Origin of the sequence: Paenibacillus sp. NPDC058898 (genome assembly GCF_049316025.1) — a bacterium.
Taxonomy (GTDB): domain Bacteria; phylum Bacillota; class Bacilli; order Paenibacillales; family Paenibacillaceae; genus Paenibacillus_AQ.
In genome coordinates, this window is the sequence record NZ_JBMOSM010000023.1 from 13,802 (window position 1) to 30,284 (window position 16,483).

The 16,483-nt window shown below is 52.6% G+C and carries 17 protein-coding genes and 1 riboswitch; of the genes, 13 read left to right on the forward strand and 4 right to left on the reverse strand.

What is annotated here, in order from left to right; translation table 11 throughout:
* The first annotated feature begins 82 nt into the window (after positions 1 to 82).
* The 4 genes from ACOZB4_RS32025 (at position 83) to ACOZB4_RS32040 (ending at position 3,672) form a co-directional block, all read left to right on the forward strand.
* Entirely contained in the window at positions 83 to 1,363 is a 1,281-nt protein-coding gene (locus tag ACOZB4_RS32025; RefSeq protein ID WP_379415679.1) for a serpin family protein, read from the forward strand.
* A gap of 112 nt (positions 1,364 to 1,475) precedes the next feature.
* Positions 1,476 to 2,504, forward strand: coding sequence for a TIR domain-containing protein (locus ACOZB4_RS32030; protein ID WP_379415712.1), 1,029 nt, complete (start codon positions 1,476 to 1,478; stop codon positions 2,502 to 2,504).
* Positions 2,501 to 2,737 carry a hypothetical protein gene (locus ACOZB4_RS32035; protein WP_215163405.1) on the forward strand — a complete coding sequence of 79 codons (237 nt, stop codon included), beginning with the start codon at positions 2,501 to 2,503 and terminating at the stop codon, positions 2,735 to 2,737. The genes ACOZB4_RS32030 and ACOZB4_RS32035 overlap by 4 nt, the downstream gene beginning before the upstream one ends.
* A gap of 155 nt (positions 2,738 to 2,892) precedes the next feature.
* Complete coding sequence (locus ACOZB4_RS32040) at positions 2,893 to 3,672, forward strand: MBL fold metallo-hydrolase (RefSeq protein ID WP_379415676.1); 780 nt, start codon at positions 2,893 to 2,895, stop codon at positions 3,670 to 3,672.
* Between the two features lie 100 nt (positions 3,673 to 3,772).
* Here ACOZB4_RS32040 and ACOZB4_RS32045 read toward each other — a convergent pair whose 3' ends face one another.
* A complete protein-coding gene (locus ACOZB4_RS32045) occupies positions 3,773 to 4,183 on the reverse strand; it encodes a GNAT family N-acetyltransferase (RefSeq protein WP_379415673.1) in 411 nt (136 codons plus the stop codon).
* Between the two features lie 220 nt (positions 4,184 to 4,403).
* Between ACOZB4_RS32045 and ACOZB4_RS32050 the strand changes: the two genes are divergently transcribed.
* The gene (locus ACOZB4_RS32050) at positions 4,404 to 5,165 is read left to right on the forward strand and encodes a TioE family transcriptional regulator (RefSeq protein ID WP_379415671.1); all 762 of its coding nucleotides are present in this window, start codon (positions 4,404 to 4,406) and stop codon (positions 5,163 to 5,165) included.
* 131 nt (positions 5,166 to 5,296) lie between these two features.
* Here ACOZB4_RS32050 and ACOZB4_RS32055 read toward each other — a convergent pair whose 3' ends face one another.
* Positions 5,297 to 6,103, reverse strand: coding sequence for a Cof-type HAD-IIB family hydrolase (locus ACOZB4_RS32055; protein ID WP_076324614.1), 807 nt, complete (start codon positions 6,101 to 6,103; stop codon positions 5,297 to 5,299).
* A 38-nt stretch (positions 6,104 to 6,141) separates the two neighbouring features.
* Complete coding sequence (locus ACOZB4_RS32060) at positions 6,142 to 7,044, reverse strand: DMT family transporter (protein ID WP_379415667.1); 903 nt, start codon at positions 7,042 to 7,044, stop codon at positions 6,142 to 6,144.
* A gap of 285 nt (positions 7,045 to 7,329) precedes the next feature.
* On the opposite strand from ACOZB4_RS32060, the gene ACOZB4_RS32065 reads away from it, so the two are divergent.
* Entirely contained in the window at positions 7,330 to 8,043 is a 714-nt protein-coding gene (locus ACOZB4_RS32065) for a metal-dependent hydrolase (RefSeq protein ID WP_076324612.1), read from the forward strand.
* 87 nt (positions 8,044 to 8,130) lie between these two features.
* Here the strand turns inward: ACOZB4_RS32065 and ACOZB4_RS32070 are convergent, their stop codons facing one another.
* Positions 8,131 to 9,132, reverse strand: a complete 1,002-nt coding sequence (locus tag ACOZB4_RS32070; RefSeq protein ID WP_215163392.1) for a lipoate--protein ligase — start codon at positions 9,130 to 9,132, stop codon at positions 8,131 to 8,133.
* A gap of 175 nt (positions 9,133 to 9,307) precedes the next feature.
* On the opposite strand from ACOZB4_RS32070, the gene cobD reads away from it, so the two are divergent.
* From cobD to ACOZB4_RS32105, 7 genes are all read left to right on the forward strand, one after another.
* Positions 9,308 to 10,432, forward strand: coding sequence for a threonine-phosphate decarboxylase CobD (gene cobD / locus ACOZB4_RS32075; RefSeq protein WP_379415663.1), 1,125 nt, complete (start codon positions 9,308 to 9,310; stop codon positions 10,430 to 10,432).
* Between the two features lie 75 nt (positions 10,433 to 10,507).
* A complete protein-coding gene (locus tag ACOZB4_RS32080; RefSeq protein WP_379415660.1) occupies positions 10,508 to 11,242 on the forward strand; it encodes an adenosylcobinamide amidohydrolase in 735 nt (244 codons plus the stop codon).
* Positions 11,239 to 12,216, forward strand: coding sequence for an adenosylcobinamide-phosphate synthase CbiB (cbiB, locus tag ACOZB4_RS32085; protein WP_379415658.1), 978 nt, complete (start codon positions 11,239 to 11,241; stop codon positions 12,214 to 12,216). The genes ACOZB4_RS32080 and cbiB overlap by 4 nt, the downstream gene beginning before the upstream one ends.
* Positions 12,207 to 12,980, forward strand: a complete 774-nt coding sequence (locus ACOZB4_RS32090) for a histidine phosphatase family protein (protein ID WP_379415655.1) — start codon at positions 12,207 to 12,209, stop codon at positions 12,978 to 12,980. Before cbiB ends, ACOZB4_RS32090 begins: the two co-directional genes overlap by 10 nt.
* 155 nt (positions 12,981 to 13,135) lie before the next feature.
* A riboswitch (cobalamin riboswitch) is annotated at positions 13,136 to 13,337 on the forward strand.
* Positions 13,338 to 13,595: 258 nt separating this feature from the next.
* Positions 13,596 to 14,600 carry an ABC transporter substrate-binding protein gene (locus tag ACOZB4_RS32095; protein ID WP_076324606.1) on the forward strand — a complete coding sequence of 335 codons (1,005 nt, stop codon included), beginning with the start codon at positions 13,596 to 13,598 and terminating at the stop codon, positions 14,598 to 14,600.
* The gene (locus ACOZB4_RS32100) at positions 14,597 to 15,643 is read left to right on the forward strand and encodes a FecCD family ABC transporter permease (protein ID WP_379415652.1); all 1,047 of its coding nucleotides are present in this window, start codon (positions 14,597 to 14,599) and stop codon (positions 15,641 to 15,643) included. Before ACOZB4_RS32095 ends, ACOZB4_RS32100 begins: the two co-directional genes overlap by 4 nt.
* Positions 15,640 to 16,425: an ABC transporter ATP-binding protein gene (locus ACOZB4_RS32105; protein ID WP_076324604.1), complete on the forward strand. Its 786-nt coding sequence runs from the start codon at positions 15,640 to 15,642 to the stop codon at positions 16,423 to 16,425. The genes ACOZB4_RS32100 and ACOZB4_RS32105 overlap by 4 nt, the downstream gene beginning before the upstream one ends.
* The last annotated feature ends 58 nt before the right edge of the window (positions 16,426 to 16,483 follow it).

Sequence of the window (16,483 nt, forward strand, 5' to 3'; positions counted from 1 at the left end):
ATCCTTTATATGAAACATTAGGTGGTGTCATTCCGTCAATAGCAGATAGACAAAGAATCTGACATTGAAGGGGGACAAGGTTATGCGAAAAAGAAAGGTACTCACAGGCCTGTGCTTGCTTATTGGGCTTACCGCTTGCGCTCAGGGCAGCGAGATCCAGTCAGGGGAACCGCAAGGAATTGTGCATAAGCAGCCCAAAGTGAAGGAATTGTCGGCTCAGGAACGCAAAGAGGTATTGGGCAAGGTAAATACCGGCATGGTGAAAGCGCAGAATGATTTTGGCTTACGCTTGCATCAAGCGTTATCGAATAGCCCTGAGTACAAGAACGGCAATCTGATTATTTCTCCATACAGCATTACGCAAGCATTGGCACTTGCTTATAACGGCACAGCCGGCGATACGGCGGCCGAGATGTCCGATATGCTTGGCTGGAAGGGCATGAATGATGCGGATATCAACGATGGGAACCGCCAGCTGCGATCATTGCTGGAGAACGGGGGCGGGGTCGTGCTGAACGTGGCCAATTCCGTGTGGCACCAGCAAGGACTTGAGATGAAGAAGCCGTATTTGCAGACCGTTAAGGATAGCTATCGTGCTGAAGTTAAGGAGGCCAACTTGATGCATGCCGATGCCATGAATGCGATAAACCAGTGGGTAAACGACAAGACGAGCGGCATGATCCCTACGATTTATGATGAGCCGCCAGGCGGTGTTGCGGTCCTGATCAATGCCATTTATTTTAACGGCGGGTGGATGGATGAATTTGATCCGGCGAATACCGTAGAGGAAGAATTCACGCTTTCTGACGGCACCACGCAAAAAATTCCGATGATGAAGCGGGAAGCACGATACAGTTACAAAGAAGGGGCGTCCTGGCAGGCCATCCGCATTCCTTATGGAGATGGCCGAATGCATATGCTGGTCATCTTGCCAAAGGAAACCTCATCTATGGATGAGCTGCAGCAGCAGTTGTGGAAGGATACGTCCGCCTGGAAAGACGATTTCTCGCATGAGACCATCCAGCTTGGGCTGCCCAAATTTAAGGTGGAACAGACCTTCGAGCTGCCGGATGCGCTTCAAAGCCTGGGAATGATTCAGGCATTCGACAGGGATGCAGCTGATTTTAGCGCCATGGCACACGATGGAGAGAAATTTTGGATTGAAAAGGTAAAACACAAAACGGTGGTGGATGTCAGTGAAAAGGGCACGGTGGCCGCAGCGATTACAGCGGTTGGGGTCGAGACAGCAGCCGTTCAGCCTACCGAGCCGATCGTCATGAATGTTGACCGCCCTTTTTTCTTTGCCATTGAAGATCGGGACACAGGCACATGGTTATTTATGGGGTCTGTTTTGAGACCTTAGCATATACTATACCAACATGCGCCTGCCATAATTTTCACCCAAAAATAGGCAACTTTGTTATAATGGTCGAATAAGACTAAAATGTATAACAAAGGGAGAATAGGATGTGCCTATGACCATACCGAAGCCGAATTTATTCATAGGTTCTTCCAGAGAGGCCATCAAGTATGCACGGGCGATCCACGAACAGATCAAACGATCCGCTCAAGTGACACCTTGGTACGGCGGGACGTTCGGGGCGAACATGTATACGATGGAAGCTTTGGAGAAGCAGCTGGCGTCCAGTGATTTTGGTGTGTTCGTCTTTTCTCCGGATGATGTGGCCCTCATTCGAGGCAAACATGTATTTGTTACTCGCGACAACACGTTGTTCGAGATGGGGCTGTATTGGGGAAAGCTCGGGCGGCGAAGGGTGTACTGCATCATCCCGGATCAAGTGGAGGCAGACAGCAGTTCCGTTCAAGACGTTATCGTTAAGGATTACCATCTACTCTCCGACCTGCAGGGCTTAACGCTGCTCGAATACGAACTGCGAAGCGATGATGATTACAAATCAGCGGTCGATGTCGCTTGCGGGCATATTCTGAGTGCGATCGAAACCGAAGGGTTCTACAACAACCCGAGCACCGTGATTGAGCAGAAGGATGCGGAGCTGAGGCGCAAGCAAAGCGTGCTGCATTTTTTCTGGGAATATAACCGAAATGTGCATGTGAATGATGAAGCTGAAAAATATCATGCACTGAGTGAAGCTGTCCGAAATTCCTTGCTCCCACCGGCTGCAGGGGATTTCAGGGTGACCGGCGCCGCCTTCTGGGGCCGTAGAGATGAAGGCATTGCCCAAATCGGGGGTAATGTAGGTAGAGGACGGTATTTCCCGTTCGATGGGAATACGGAACATTCGCCAAGTAACCAGTCGATTTACGTGATAGATGTCTATAATAGTGGAAAATGGGCATTTTATCACGAAGAGGAAGTTGCGCAGGTGTATGTGTTCTGCTATCCTTTAGGTGTAAATCATGTATTGTCCGTGCATTTTACGGGACATGAGATTCTTACGGATGAAGATCTCGCGGAGGTTGTAGAACAGAATCGTGAGCTGCTTCGTACCATCAGGCATTTAGTTGGAGGGGATTCGTCGTGAGCAGGAATGAGAAGAAGAGAACGTCAGGTCATCCGCAGGGGTCCGCCAATAGCAGCAGCTGGGTGGTTCGGGGACCCGTACCGATGATGAGTACGCTGAAATCCCGGAAGCGCTCGGTTAGACGCCCAAGCAAGAATAGTGTATATGTTGGTCCTTCCGTGGAAGGTGTAGATAAGAAATACGTCAAGGTCATCAGCGGAGCTGTTGACGATAATAAGCCCTCTTTTGCTTAGTGAATGGCTATGATACCGTATCTTTAGGCAGGAATGACGAAAGACCGTTCGGGATGATCCGGGCGGTTTTTGTTTTTTCTTTGTGCGCTTATACAATATAGGGACAAGGTTTGCGTAACCAAGAACGAATCGATAACACAAATGGGGGATGTCATGTGCGCGGGGATACATTGACTTTTTTGGGAACGGGAGATGCCATGGGCGTTCCGCGAGTATATTGCGATTGTGAGGTATGCACGGAAGCTCGGAATACGGGAATCAATCGGCGTTTGCGCTCTGCCGTGATGGTGGGGTGCGAAGAAACGACTTTCATGATCGACTGCGGCCCGGATTGGCGCTCTATGATGGAGGGGCTGGGAAAGCGGAAGATGAGCGATATGCTGATTACGCACGCCCATTTTGATCATATCGGCGGTCTTCCGGAATGGAGTGATGCCTGCAGATGGCAGAGGGAAAAAGGTCGGTTATACGCCCCTGCCGAGGTGCTGGAGCAGATTGTACGCCAGTATCCATGGCTTCCGCGCCAGATGGAGATGACGGCTGTGGACGATGGGATGACGCTTGGCGGCTGGGAGATTTCCTGCTGGAAGGTAAACCATGGACAGAACGGGTACTCCTACGCGTACCGGTTCCAGAAGGAAGGGTACACATGGGTATACAATTCAGACTCGATTAATCTGAGCCCTGCCGAAAAGGAACCGCTGAAGGGCGTGGATCTCCTGGTGCTGGGAACCAGCTTTGTTCATGAAACCGCCAAATTCGAGACGCGCTCCGTTTATGATATGAAGGAAGCGGCAGAGCTGCTCGCCGAGGTGAAGCCTCGCCAAACGGTGTATACCCATATGTCGCATGACGTCGACGTTCGGAATGAGATGCCTCTTCCAGAGGGAGTCCGTGTGGCGATGGCGGGGATGACAGTAAAGCTGAGCAAGTGAAGAAAATTATGAGTTCTTGTGACTAGGAGCGTGAAAATGTAGCGGAAGCGATTACGCAGCCCAGTGGGATGCCTTACACAGGTTTGAAGGCACCGCTCTCTTACACAGACCTGGCCATGCCGTATCGATCAGGGTACAGCAGCTTGAAGCCGGCCTGTTGGTACAGCTTGATTCCGGGCACGTCCGTGATGACAGTGACCTCGGCTCCGCTTGGCGCTATTTTTTCCAGGCGGGAGAGCAGCTCGGACACAATCATCTCTTCAACCCCCTGATCAAGGTGAGAGGCCGCAACCATAATATCCACCAGTTGAAAATAGAAAGTGCCGTCACCTACGACCCTTCCCATCCCGATCAGCCGGTCATGGCCGTCTCTGGCCAGAAGGGACAGCACGCTGCGGTTTAGCGCTGTCTCTATGGCCGCAATCTCAACCTCAGGCAGTCCTGTATCTACTCTTAGATCCATGTATTCTTTATTCTGTGGAACATCCTCGGTTATGTGCACGTTCATCATAATCAGCCTCCCGCTGTTAAGAATAAGTTCAACTCGTCTCTACACCACTCAATATACAACATTGATGCAAGTGAGAAGATGTCTTGTAGCGAATCTAACCAAGTCAACGGTGTTATCCCGCAGGCCTTCTCATAGCACTTTAATGTTTTAATTTAAGGTTTGCCAATGGCTTGCGATTCTGGTAAAGTAGGTTCTCAATCGTGATTGGGGAGGGAACGGCATGCATTACTACAAGCCGAAAGATATCGCCAAAGAGCTGCACATCAGCACGAGTGCTTTAAGGCATTATGAAGCTTGGGGAGTGGTACCTCCTCCTGCCCGGAACGAGAAAGGCTACCGTTTATACACGCAAATGCATATGGCCTACTTCCGTTGTCTGCGCGCCATGTTTCCGGGCTTTGGTTACGCGGTGACTTACGATGTGATTCGCCACATTCAGAAGAGGGAGATGGATGAAGCCCTCTGGGTCGTGAATGGGGAGCAAGTCAAACTTTTGCAGGAAAAAAACATTGCGGATGAAACGCTTGCGTTGCTTGAGAATCCCGAGCTTAACATCATCAAGGACAAAAAACTCAAAGCCCATATGACAATCGGCGAGGTCGCCGAGCTGACCAACGTGGAGTCGTCCGCCATCCGTCACTGGGAGAAGGAAGGTTTGATCACCCCGGATCGAAACCCCGAGAATGGATATCGGCTGTACACCCCGTCGCAAGTCAGGCAGATTTTGCTGATTCGCTCGCTCAGGCGGACTGTATATTACTTGGAGAGTATCAAGGAGATTATTCAGGCCGTGGAGCATCAGAGCATTGAGCAGGCACAAAAAATGGTTCGTGAAGCGTTATCCGTCATTCATAAGCGGAATCTGCAGCAATTCAACGGCATTCATAAATTGATGGAGCTGTGCATGGAGGTAGGCCTGCTGGAGTTCAACGATGCGGCACTTCTGAAGCCGATTCTGACGTTTAACCCGGACCGGGAATAACGGATAGGGAGCGGAACTTTTGCCCGCAGATGATCGGTTAGGGAACGCACTGGCTGCGTTTTTTATGGACACAAACAAGCCCCCATGGATATCATGGAGGCTTGTTTGTGTAGATCTATTTGTCCCGTATATTAACCTTGGTTGAGCACGAATTTATCAATGACATGCTTCACGCCGTCCTCATTATTCCCGAGTGTAACGTAATCGGCAATCGCTTTAAGCGGCTCGATCGCATTGCCCATGGCGACGCCAAGACCGGCGGCTTCCAGCATCTCGTGATCGTTCCAGGAATCACCGACAGCGATGGTTTCCTTGAGATCGCAGCCGAAATGATCCGCAAGGAAGGTGAGGGCATGTCCCTTAGTGCCTTCCTTATGCATGAATTCCAGAAAATGCGGTTTGGATTTGGTAATATGCATGTCATCGCCCAGCAGCTCACGGAATACAGGGATCAGTTCATCCAGATAGTCGGGATCGTCAATGATGAGCATTTTCGGGGTCTGTTTCTGAACCATCTTCATAAAATCAGGCTCGATATAATACGGCGTCCGGTTCAGGGCGCAGTAATCGATCAGCTTCTGATTCTCTTCACGGGCATACAGCTTGTCATCGATGTAGGTTTGCAGATGGAGATTGTGCTCTACGCAGTATTCATACAGCTTCACGGCTGCATCGACGGGTACGAAGCGTTCGTAGAGAACCTTCTCGTCGAGCAGATTTTTAATTAAGGCACCCTGGTAGGTGATAATGGGAACATTGAGTCCGGTTTGACGCGCAATTGCTTGAGCAGACGCATAGGCACGTCCGGTTGCCAGTGTCACGACGACACCGTGGGCTACGGCTTGCTCAAGCGCCTGCTGGACGCCGGGGGTTACTTCTTTATCGTCATTGATCAAGGTGTCGTCAATGTCGATGGCCATCAATTTGTAAGTTGTCATAGGTATCTCTCCTTTTGTTTCTGTCTCTGTCTTTAACTCTATTGTACCTTCTGTGGCGCAGACTTCAATTCCGCAATCACCATTCCCGCCAAAATGCACAGACAACCGATGCCGCCGATGAGCGTAAGCCGCTCTCCCGCGAACAGGATTCCGGTCAGCGCGGCGAATACTGGCTCCGTTGCATAGATGATGGCCACCCTGGATGGCGTCGTATATTTTTGACAGACGGTTTGGATCCAGAAGGCGAATGCGCTGGTGGGTCCGATGGATACAACCAGTGCCAACAGCACGTTCGGCTGGGTCAGCTTCTCCATCAGGTCGGTCACATTGCCGACATGTTCGGTTAGTGCAGATGCCGCTAAGCTGCATACTCCCACGACAGCCATCTGGAGCGCCGCCAGCAGCAAAGCAGGGTATCGACCGGCATAAACGCCCGTATAACCAATATGGAGCGCAAAACCGATGGCGCAAACGAATACGAGCAAATCCCCCTTATTCAAGCTCATGCCGGAACCGGTGAAGGTAAGCAGATACAGACCCGCTGCCGCAAGCAAGGCACTGATCCAGGTGAATCTGGAGATGGAGTGCTTTAACAGGGCATAGGATATGAAAGGGACCAGCACGACGGACAAGCCGGTAATAAAGCCTGTATTGGACGTGGTTGTGTACAGAAGGCCCGCGGTTTGAAAGGCATACCCTATAAATAAAAAAAGACCTAGCAGGCAAGCATGCAGCAGCATTTTGCCGGATATTAGCTTCCACTGGCTCCTGTAAAAGAGGGTAATGATCAATACAAGGAGCAGGGCTGCTCCCAAAAAGCGGACCGAATTGAAGGCCATCGGCGGGAGCACGCGGACCGCATGCTGAACGATGAGGAACGTAGATCCCCACATCATGGCCACCAGAAGCAGGCTGAGATCGGCAATTCGTGAGCGATTCACTCGGAAGTCATCCTTTCTTGAAGATGTGAAACTCCTGATGAGATTCCCGTACATTCGTCCCCGGTCGTAACCTTGGGGCAAGTGATCAAATTGTATCCCATATCAGAGAATCGGACAACCATTTTTAAGTCTAACCAAAGTGGAAGGGGTAGACAAAAAGAGGATGATTTTGCTATACTAATGAACCGAACGTATATTCTCATGACCCTGGGTTATCGGACGTGAAGACCGGCAACTCCATCGATCCCATAGTCAGCATTGAGCTTAGAAAGGAAGATTGTCATCATGATGGGCAGAGCTCATTTGATTATTAGCACAGGGGTTACGTTATCCGTCATGGGCATGAGCGAAGTGCCTGTCACGTTGCCGGCTGCCGCAGTGGCTTTGGTTAGCGCACTGCTTCCCGACATCGACGAGCCCAACTCCCTGCTGGTCCGCAAAGCCATTCCTTCCGGGCTGCTGCGAATCCTCCAGCTAGCGATGATTGGCGCAGCCATCTTCGTTGTCTTCTACGGCAAGGAGTATGCCCCATGGAACATCGCCCTGGCCGGGCTGATCGGGGTTGTTTCGTACCTGCCAAGCCGGACCCTGCGCCATATCGTCATGTTCCTGATCGGTCTCGGACTGATCTCCTTCGGGCAGGGCTTCAGCCCATGGAACACAATCGCAGGCAGCGTGCTCATTGCAGGCTCCTTGGTGACCCACCGGGGGTTAACCCATACCGTCTATGCCGCTGCCGGATGGACGGGCCTGCTGTATTTTGCATCGCAGGGCAAGATCGGCGGGGAAAGCTTATGGTTTGCTGGCGGTTTATCCTACTCCATCCATTTGCTTGCAGATGCATTGACCAATCGCGGAATCCGTCCGCTTCCTCCGTTCAAATGGAGAATTAAACTGAAAATCATGAGCACCGGAAGCAAATGGGGACGCACGGTAGAGAATGTATGTATCGTGTTAACACTGGTCCTTGTTTGGTATGTGTTTATGGCCTCATCTTGATCCGAGGTATACCTGTTTGAAATGAAAAGCCTCTCACCCTTATGCATGCAGCATACGGGCGGGAGGCTTATTTAATACGAGCTGGCTCTATTCCTCAAGAAAAATCAAGCCGATCAAATCGTCGAGCTCAAGGTTGCCGAAGTAATGCTTGACGTTGATGCCGGATAGTGCCGTGCGCACCGCTGTTTCTTCATATCGTTTGCCGCGAAGCAGGTTCTCGATATCAGCGACATCGCCGACGCCGAAGAAGTCGCCGTAAATCTTGATCTCTCCGATATGTCCTTCACGGATGTCCATGCGGATATCAATAATGCCCACCGGGAACTTCTTGGCATGCTTCACATTGCTTTCAGGGGAGAGTCCATAGTTCCAATCCCAATTCTGATAGCGTTCCTTTGAAATCTGGTTGATGATCTCCCAGTCCTTCTCCTGAAGGACATATTGCGGTACTTGATCCGGCTCCATACCGAAAATCGAGCGAAGCAGCTCGGCACGGAACTGTTCAATGGTCATATCCGTACCAAGCAGCTCCTTAATATTCGCCACGCGGCTGCGGACGGATTTGGTGCTCTTGGATTTGAATTTTTCCGGATTGGCATTCAGCGAGGCTTGTACATCATCCAGGTTCAGATCGAACATGAGTGTGCCGTGGCTGAACATGCGTCCCCGCGTCGAGAACTGCGCGTTCCCCGAAATTTTCTTCTCGCCGACCTGCAGGTCATTCCGGCCGCTGAGCTCGGCGGGCACGCCCATCTTTTGCAGGAAGTCGATGACCGGCTGCGTGAACTTCAGGAAGTTGTGGAAGGACTGGCCGTCATCCTTCGTAATGAAGCTGAAATTCAGGTTGCCGAGATCATGGTATACGGCTCCGCCCCCGGACAACCGGCGTACAACCTGAATGTTGTTGTCACGAACGTATTCCTGGTTGATCTCTTCGATCGTATTCTGATGCTTTCCGATAATAATGGAAGGCTTGTTGATATAAAAGAGAAGGTAGCTCTCGTCCATGGACAAGTGCTTCAAGGCATATTCTTCAATTGCTAGATTAATGGATGGATCGTGGATCCCCTGATTATCGATAAATAGCATAGTATCCTCCGTCGTCACAATTCAAAATGTGGTGCTTCCAGACTATTGTAAACCAATTTTAAGACAGAGACAAAGGATTCCGTGTTGACGAGTCAGGGACAGTAGCGACATAATGATGGCATTACATAACGGCAGGACTTGCAAGAGTCCAGGGCATGGAACAGGAGGAGCCCTTATGAACGACAAAAAACAACCCTTGATCGAGGTGTACGGCCATGGAGGGGACGTGGAGACGGCCGCTGCCGCATTCGGAAGGCAAGCCTCGGCTTTCCTGGATTACAGCGCCAATATTAATCCGCTTGGACCGCCGCAAGGAGTTATTACGGCCTTACAAGAGGGAATGAGTGCGGTCATTCGTTATCCGGATCCGGGACACCGCAAGTTTAAGGAGCTGCTCGCAGCAGAGCTAGGCACCGATCCCCGGCGAATCCTTGTCGGCAACGGAGCGGCAGAGTGCATGGCGCTGTTGTTGATGGGGCTATCGCCAGGGACTGTGGGCGTGGTTGACCCGTGTTTTTCCGAATACCGGGAGTTGTCCTTAAAATTTGGTTCGGACATCCGCTCCGTGTGTGGACATCCGGAGAGGGACTGGCGAGCAGACAAGGCGGATGTGATGGAGCTGATAGCTTGCACGGATCTCGTGTTTTTGGGACAGCCCAACAATCCAAATGGGGTTCAGTACAGCCTTGAGGATATCCGCGAAATAGCGGCATGCGCAGAGCAAGAAGGGACCTGGCTGGTGCTGGATGAAGCCTTTATCGACTTTATTCCGCTGGGAGACAGACAGACCCTGATGCCAGAGCTTCATGACTATCCTCGAACCGTGATTGTCAGATCGATGACCAAGTTTTATGCGATTCCGGGCCTGCGGCTCGGGTATACGGCCGCGCATCCCGATGTGATACGCAAGATGGCAGGCAAGCAGGTGACGTGGAGTGTCAATGGACTGGCGCTGCTTGCGGGCGAGGCTTGTCTTGGCAGCGGCAGGGACTACGAGCAGAATACGCTGCAATTGATTCGCGCAGAGCGTCAGAAGCTCATACATGGTTTACGAGCATTGGGGCTGGACGTTACGCCGGGCGAGGCTAATTTTCTACTCATGGAGCTTCCGCGGCCATGGCGTGCCGAGATGTTTCAGTCGGAGATGGGAAGACGCGGCGTGCTTGTCCGCAGCTGCGCCATGTACCCGGGCCTTGGTGAGCGTCATATCCGGCTAGCCGTTAAACATGCCGCGGATAACGACAGGCTGCTTGCCATTATGGCGGAGGTTCTTGGCATTTCTTCTGAAGACGCAACTTAAGGGTATTAAACGGCACATACCAATGAAGCTCGGGATCAAGCAGATTTAGATCATAGAGAGCAGGGAGAGAGAAACATGGCAGTACCTTTTCTGAAAGGCAAGAATCACCTACATCGTTCGAATGCGTGGCCGGGAGCGGTGGTGTCCCTCGAATTGAAGCTGGAACAGCCTCATATCCGGATATCGCTTCCGGAGCCAGCTGAGTCCATTAGCAGCGCCATATACGGCGGCGGATTCGTAACCTTGGATCATATCGTGAATCGTTATGTGGACAAGCATTATGATTGCAGCGACCCCGTGAACGATATGTCTAACTTTATAGCTGCTCACGGTTATCCGGCTGAATCTACAGCTGGATTGATGACGGCTGTAAAACTGAAATATGCTTCCATCCGGGAAGAGCGGAGTGAACAGGCTTCCATCCTGTGCTGCACCACCGCCGGCGTGGGCAATGCAGCCCGCGCTGGGTCGAGCCGTACGACCTTTGCCGCTTACCAGCCGGGCACGATTAATATCATGCTGATGGTGGACGGGATGATGACGCCGGCTTGTATGGTGAACGCCATGCTGACGGCGACGGAAGCGAAAGCCGCGGCGCTACATGATCTGGGCGTGAAGGATCATGAAACCGGAGCCGTCGCGACCGGAACGACGACGGACGCGATGGTCCTTGGGGTCAGCGGCAATGCAGCGTATAGCGTGAACCACCATTATGCCGGAACCGCAACCGATCTGGGCGGCATGATCAGCCGCCTTGTCTACGAGAGTGTTACGGAAAGCATTGTCTCCGAAAGAGAGCACCGGATATGACCGTCGTGTGGGTCATTTGGGCAGCGGTCGTACTGGACCTGCTGATTGGAGATCCGAGATGGCTCCCCCATCCTGTCATTGGCATGGGGAAAGCCATCCGCCGGGTTGAAGGCTGGATACGCCATTGGGCGACTTCCGCTCAGAGCCTGAAGTGGGCGGGCATTCTGCTGCCGGTGATCGTGGCCGGTGGCTCCTTCGTGCTGGCGTGGCTGCTCCTCTTGTTATGTGCAGCGATTCATCCTTGGCTTGCGTGGGGAGTGGAGATCGTGCTTATTGCGACTACGATTGCCATCAAGGGACTGCGTGAAGCAGGATTGGAGGTCTACGGCCATCTTCGCTCCGGCCATATCACGGAGGCCAGGCGCGCGCTCAGCATGGTTGTCGGGCGAGACACCGGCCATCTGGATGAGCCGGAGATCGTACGGGGAACGGTGGAGACGGTTGCGGAGAATATCGTGGATGCGGTCATCGCTCCGCTGTTTTTTGCCCTGATCGGGGGAGCGCCGCTGGCGATGGCCTACCGGGCCGTGAACACGCTCGACTCCATGGTCGGTTATAAAAACGACAAATACCAGCATATCGGCTGGGCATCCGCAAGGCTGGACGATATCGCCAATTGGATACCGGCACGCCTGACCGCAGGACTGTTGACCATAGTGGCTGCGATGTTTTCGCTGCAATGGAAAAAAGCGATCAAGATGGTCAGAAGGGATGCGCGAAAGCACCCCAGTCCGAATAGCGGCTTCCCGGAATCGGCCGTAGCTGGTGCGCTGGGCATTCGTCTGGGAGGCGAGAATTCCTATCAAGGCGTGATCTCGTTCCGGGCTTACATGGGGGATCCCGAACGACCGCTTGAAGCGGAGGATATTCAGGTGACAAATCGTCTGCTGCTGGGCGTATCGGTATTGTTTACGTTACTGGGTACCGTGGTGCTCGGACTTGTGGCCGCAGCAGGAGGAAGCTTATGGATATGAGGATTACCCTGCATTTGGTCCGTCATGGCCGCACGTTGTGGAACGAGGAGCGCCGTTATCTCGGTCACGAGGATCAGGGGATTCTGGTGGAAGGAAGACAGCAGCTCCTCCCGCTGCGGGAAAGGTTTTGTACCAAGCAGTTCGTCCGGATCTATTGCAGTGATCTTCTTCGATGCAGGCAGACGCTGAATGTTATCTTACCGGATTCAACAATGTCCGCTATTCCTGATGATGAAGATCCGGGCAGGTTTATTCCAGGGGTCGAGTATGATCCGCGGCTGCGTGAGCTCGATTTCGGGGATTGGGAGGGGAACACCTACGAGGACTTGAAGTCGGATATCTCCTATCGGCGCTGGATTGATAACCCCGCAGAAGTTACGCCGCCAAATGGGGAGAGCTGGGAAGCGTTCTGTTCCCGGATTCAGGCATTCTTGACCGGATTGTATTTGGATTTGAAGGAACTGTTGCATGTGGAGGAAGATCCGGATACCCTTGTGCAGGCAGAGGCAGAGGCAGAGGCAGAGGCAGAGGCAGAGGCAGAGGCAGAGGCAGAGGCAGAGGCAGAGGCAGCCGGTTATGGTTGTGGGACACAGAGGGCCGAGTTGGATGTGCTTGTGGTCACCCATGGGGGCGTCATCCGGCAGATCACGGCAGCTACCCTTCCGCATACGGAATTCTGGGAAACGCAGGTGTCACCGGGCGAGGAGCTCAAGCTGCAATTGATATGGGATGGAGAACGCTGGCAAGGCGTGCGGTTAAGCTAATAAATGAAATCGTATGATATCGGTGCGGAATGGGCGATAACGGGATAAATCCGTATCATAAGGCATTTGAAATGACCGATTCTTTCGGTTGTAAGAGGAAGGTTTATCGCCTATAATTTTGGGCAGAGAAACCATGCTTGGCCTAACATACATAAATTCATATTATTTGCGAGGGTCCCGGACAGAAGGCGTTGTTGCCTTCTGCCGGGTTAATAGGGAAGCCGGTGCAAGTCCGGCACGGTCCCGCCACTGTGAAGCAGGGACTTCTTCATATGCCACTGAGCCATAGCGCTTGGGAAGGCGGAGAAGTCGTTACAGCCTGCAAGTCAGGAGACCTGCCCTCGGCGAATGAATGACGGTCCTTCGAGGAGAGGATTACGTTTGCCGGACCCATGCAGCATGTGTGGGCGGAAGTTTAAGGCGCTATCTGTGAACGGTTATCCAGATGTCCTTATGTTAAAACGTAATCCCTGAGTCCTTGTTTACGAGGAGTCAGGGATTTTTGCTTTTCTTTGGAGTATGACGATTGATGTTTTTCTCCCGGTAAGGATCGGTCGAAGGAATGTAAACGCGAAAGCGCCAGGTTCTCAATTATGCATAGGGGGATTTCAAGAGATGAAAGCATTAAACAAAACATGGTCCGTACTTCTAGTAGCCATACTGATGGCTCTGGCCTTGATTGGCTGTGGAGACAAAGAAGCGGCGCCGAAGGATACAACGCAGCCTGCACAGCAGGAAGAGCAGAATAACGAAGCGCCGGCGGATTCCGGCGAAGAGCTTAAAACGACGTATCCGCTGACCGTTAAGGATTCAACCGGGGTTGAAATGACGTTTGAGAAAGCTCCGGCCAAAATCGCATCCCTGACACCGTCCGAGACGGAAAAACTGTTCGCTTTGGGCCTGGATGAGGAAATCGTTGGCGTGTCCGATAATGACGATTATCCGGAAGCGGCCAAATCCAAGCCTAAATTGGGCGGGTTCCAAGTGAATGAAGAGGCTATTATTGCAGCCGATGCCGATGTGGTATTTGCGGCTTCGATGAATGCTCAGAATGCCGAGAAATTGCGTGAGCTTGGCGTTACCCTGTTCGTCAATGATCCGAAAACCATTGATGCCGTGATGGAGAACATCGAACTGATCGGACAAATTACGGACCGTCAAGCGGAGGCGAAAGCGGTCGTGGATCAGATGAAGCAGGAATTGGCTACCGTTACGGAAGCCGTGAAAGCCGTGAAGGATGAAGACAAGAAGAAAGTGTATGTGGAATTCTCTCCGGGATGGACCGTCGGCAAGGGCGAGTTTATGGATGAGATCATCACCTTAGCTGGCGGCGTCAACGCAGCCGGCGATGCGGAAGGCTGGTTCGAAATCAGTGAGGAAAATATTATTGCTGCGAACCCCGACGTCATTCTGTACACGGACGATGTGGTTGATGAAGCAACCAAGAAAACATTGGATCAGCTGATTAAGGAGCGCGGCGGCTGGGATCAGATCGAAGCCATCAAGAACGATCAGGTCATATCCGTGGATGCGAACCTGCTCAGCCGTCCTGGTCCCCGTGTGACGCAAGGGTTGGTGGAAGTGGCGAAGGCCGTTTATCCGGAACTGATGAATCCATGAGTAAAAAACTTGCAGGATTCGGTGTGGCCGGTATCATCCTATTACTGTTAACCTTGGTTGTCAGTCTCGGAATCGGCTCCGTGCACCTGCCTGTGAGAGAGATTGGGGCGATGCTGCTGCACCGGCTGCCGGGAATCGGCGATTCCATCGTTCCGGGCTGGGAAGCTTCATCCGAGCAAATCTTAATGAAGGTGAGATTGCCGCGCATATTGCTGGGGATGCTCGTAGGAGCCTCCCTGGCCGTCGCCGGAGCCGCCTTTCAAGGGGTATTGCGCAATCCGCTGGCGGATCCGTTTACGCTTGGTGTATCTTCGGGTGCTGCGCTTGGCGCAGCATCCCTGATTTTTTTCGGGATGGAATATTCCTTTGCCGGAGGTTACACGCTGCCGCTTGTAGCGTTTCTGACCGGAGCAGGCACCTTATGGGCCGTTCTGCTGCTGGCGAGGGATCAAGGAAAACTGCCGATCCACGGGCTCATTCTGTCCGGCGTGGTGATGCAGTCGTTTCTGGGCGCCGTCGTTTCCTTTCTGACGGTCATGTCCAAAGATACGGTAAACCAGATCCTGTACTGGACGATGGGGAGCCTGAGCATGCGTGGATGGTCGTATACGGCCATCCTTTTCCCGTATTTTATCGCAGGTTTTATCTACTTATGGAGCAGGTCGCGGGCGCTTAATATTTTGTCGCTGGGGGAACGGCAGGCCGCCCATATGGGCTTGAATGTGGATCGGTTGAAGACCAGCGTGCTCATCGTTGCTACCCTGCTCGCCGCCGCAGCCGTGTCGGTATCCGGCGTGATTGGATTCGTGGGACTTGTGGTACCGCATATGATCCGGCTGATCACCGGCTCCGATTACCGCGTCATTGTCCCACTGTCGGCTCTGGGCGGCGCGATATTCATGGTCTGGTGCGATACGGCGGCACGGTCCGTGCTGGCACCAACGGAAATACCGCTTGGTGTGGTTACGGCATTCATAGGCGCTCCATTCTTTGCGTATTTGCTATACCGGAACAAAAAACGGCGCAGGGAGGGTCTATCATGATTACAGCTCAAGGACTTGGCAAAGCATATGGCAAGGTGCCGATTCTTGAAGGCGTGGACCTTCACATTGCCGAAGGGGAATGGTGGGGGATCATCGGTCCGAACGGAAGCGGTAAATCCACCCTCATGCAGCTGTTATCCGGTGTGGAGAATCCTACGCAAGGAAGTGTGACGCTTCGGGGCAAGGCGCTTGCACACTATACTCGTAAGACGCTGGCCCGGATCGTGGCGGTGCTTCAGCAGGAAGGGCTTGATCCTACCGATTTTACCGTCCGGGAAGTGTTGGAGATGGGAAGGTTCCCCTTCCTGAACTGGCTTGGCCGTGAAGATAAGGATGCAGCCCCGCTCATTGAGGCCATTATCCGAAAGCTGGATCTGAATGGTCTGGAAGAACGGCGGCTTACCGAGTTAAGCGGCGGTCAACGCCAGCGTGTCGCGCTCGGCAAGGTAATGGTCCAGGAGCCTTCGCTGCTGATGCTGGATGAACCGACGACCTATCTGGATATCCACTATCAGCTTCAGTTCATGGATATGGTGGCGGAGTGGCGGAACTCGTCCGGGATTACGGTGATCAGCGTACTGCATGATTTGAATCTGGCGGCCCAATTTTGCGATAAACTGCTGGTGCTTGATCAGGGAAAGATCGCTGGGGTTGGCAAGCCGGAAGAAGTTTTGACAGCGGCGTATATACGTCAAATTTTCCGGGTGGAGCCCTCGATTGTGGCCCACCCCGAGAATGGTGCTCCGCAGGTGCTGTTAACGGCGAATAGCACGTGGTCCTGACCGATGTTGCCGCATATTCCGCTTTAGGATGTAAGATTTAGGAACAAGATACAAGGAG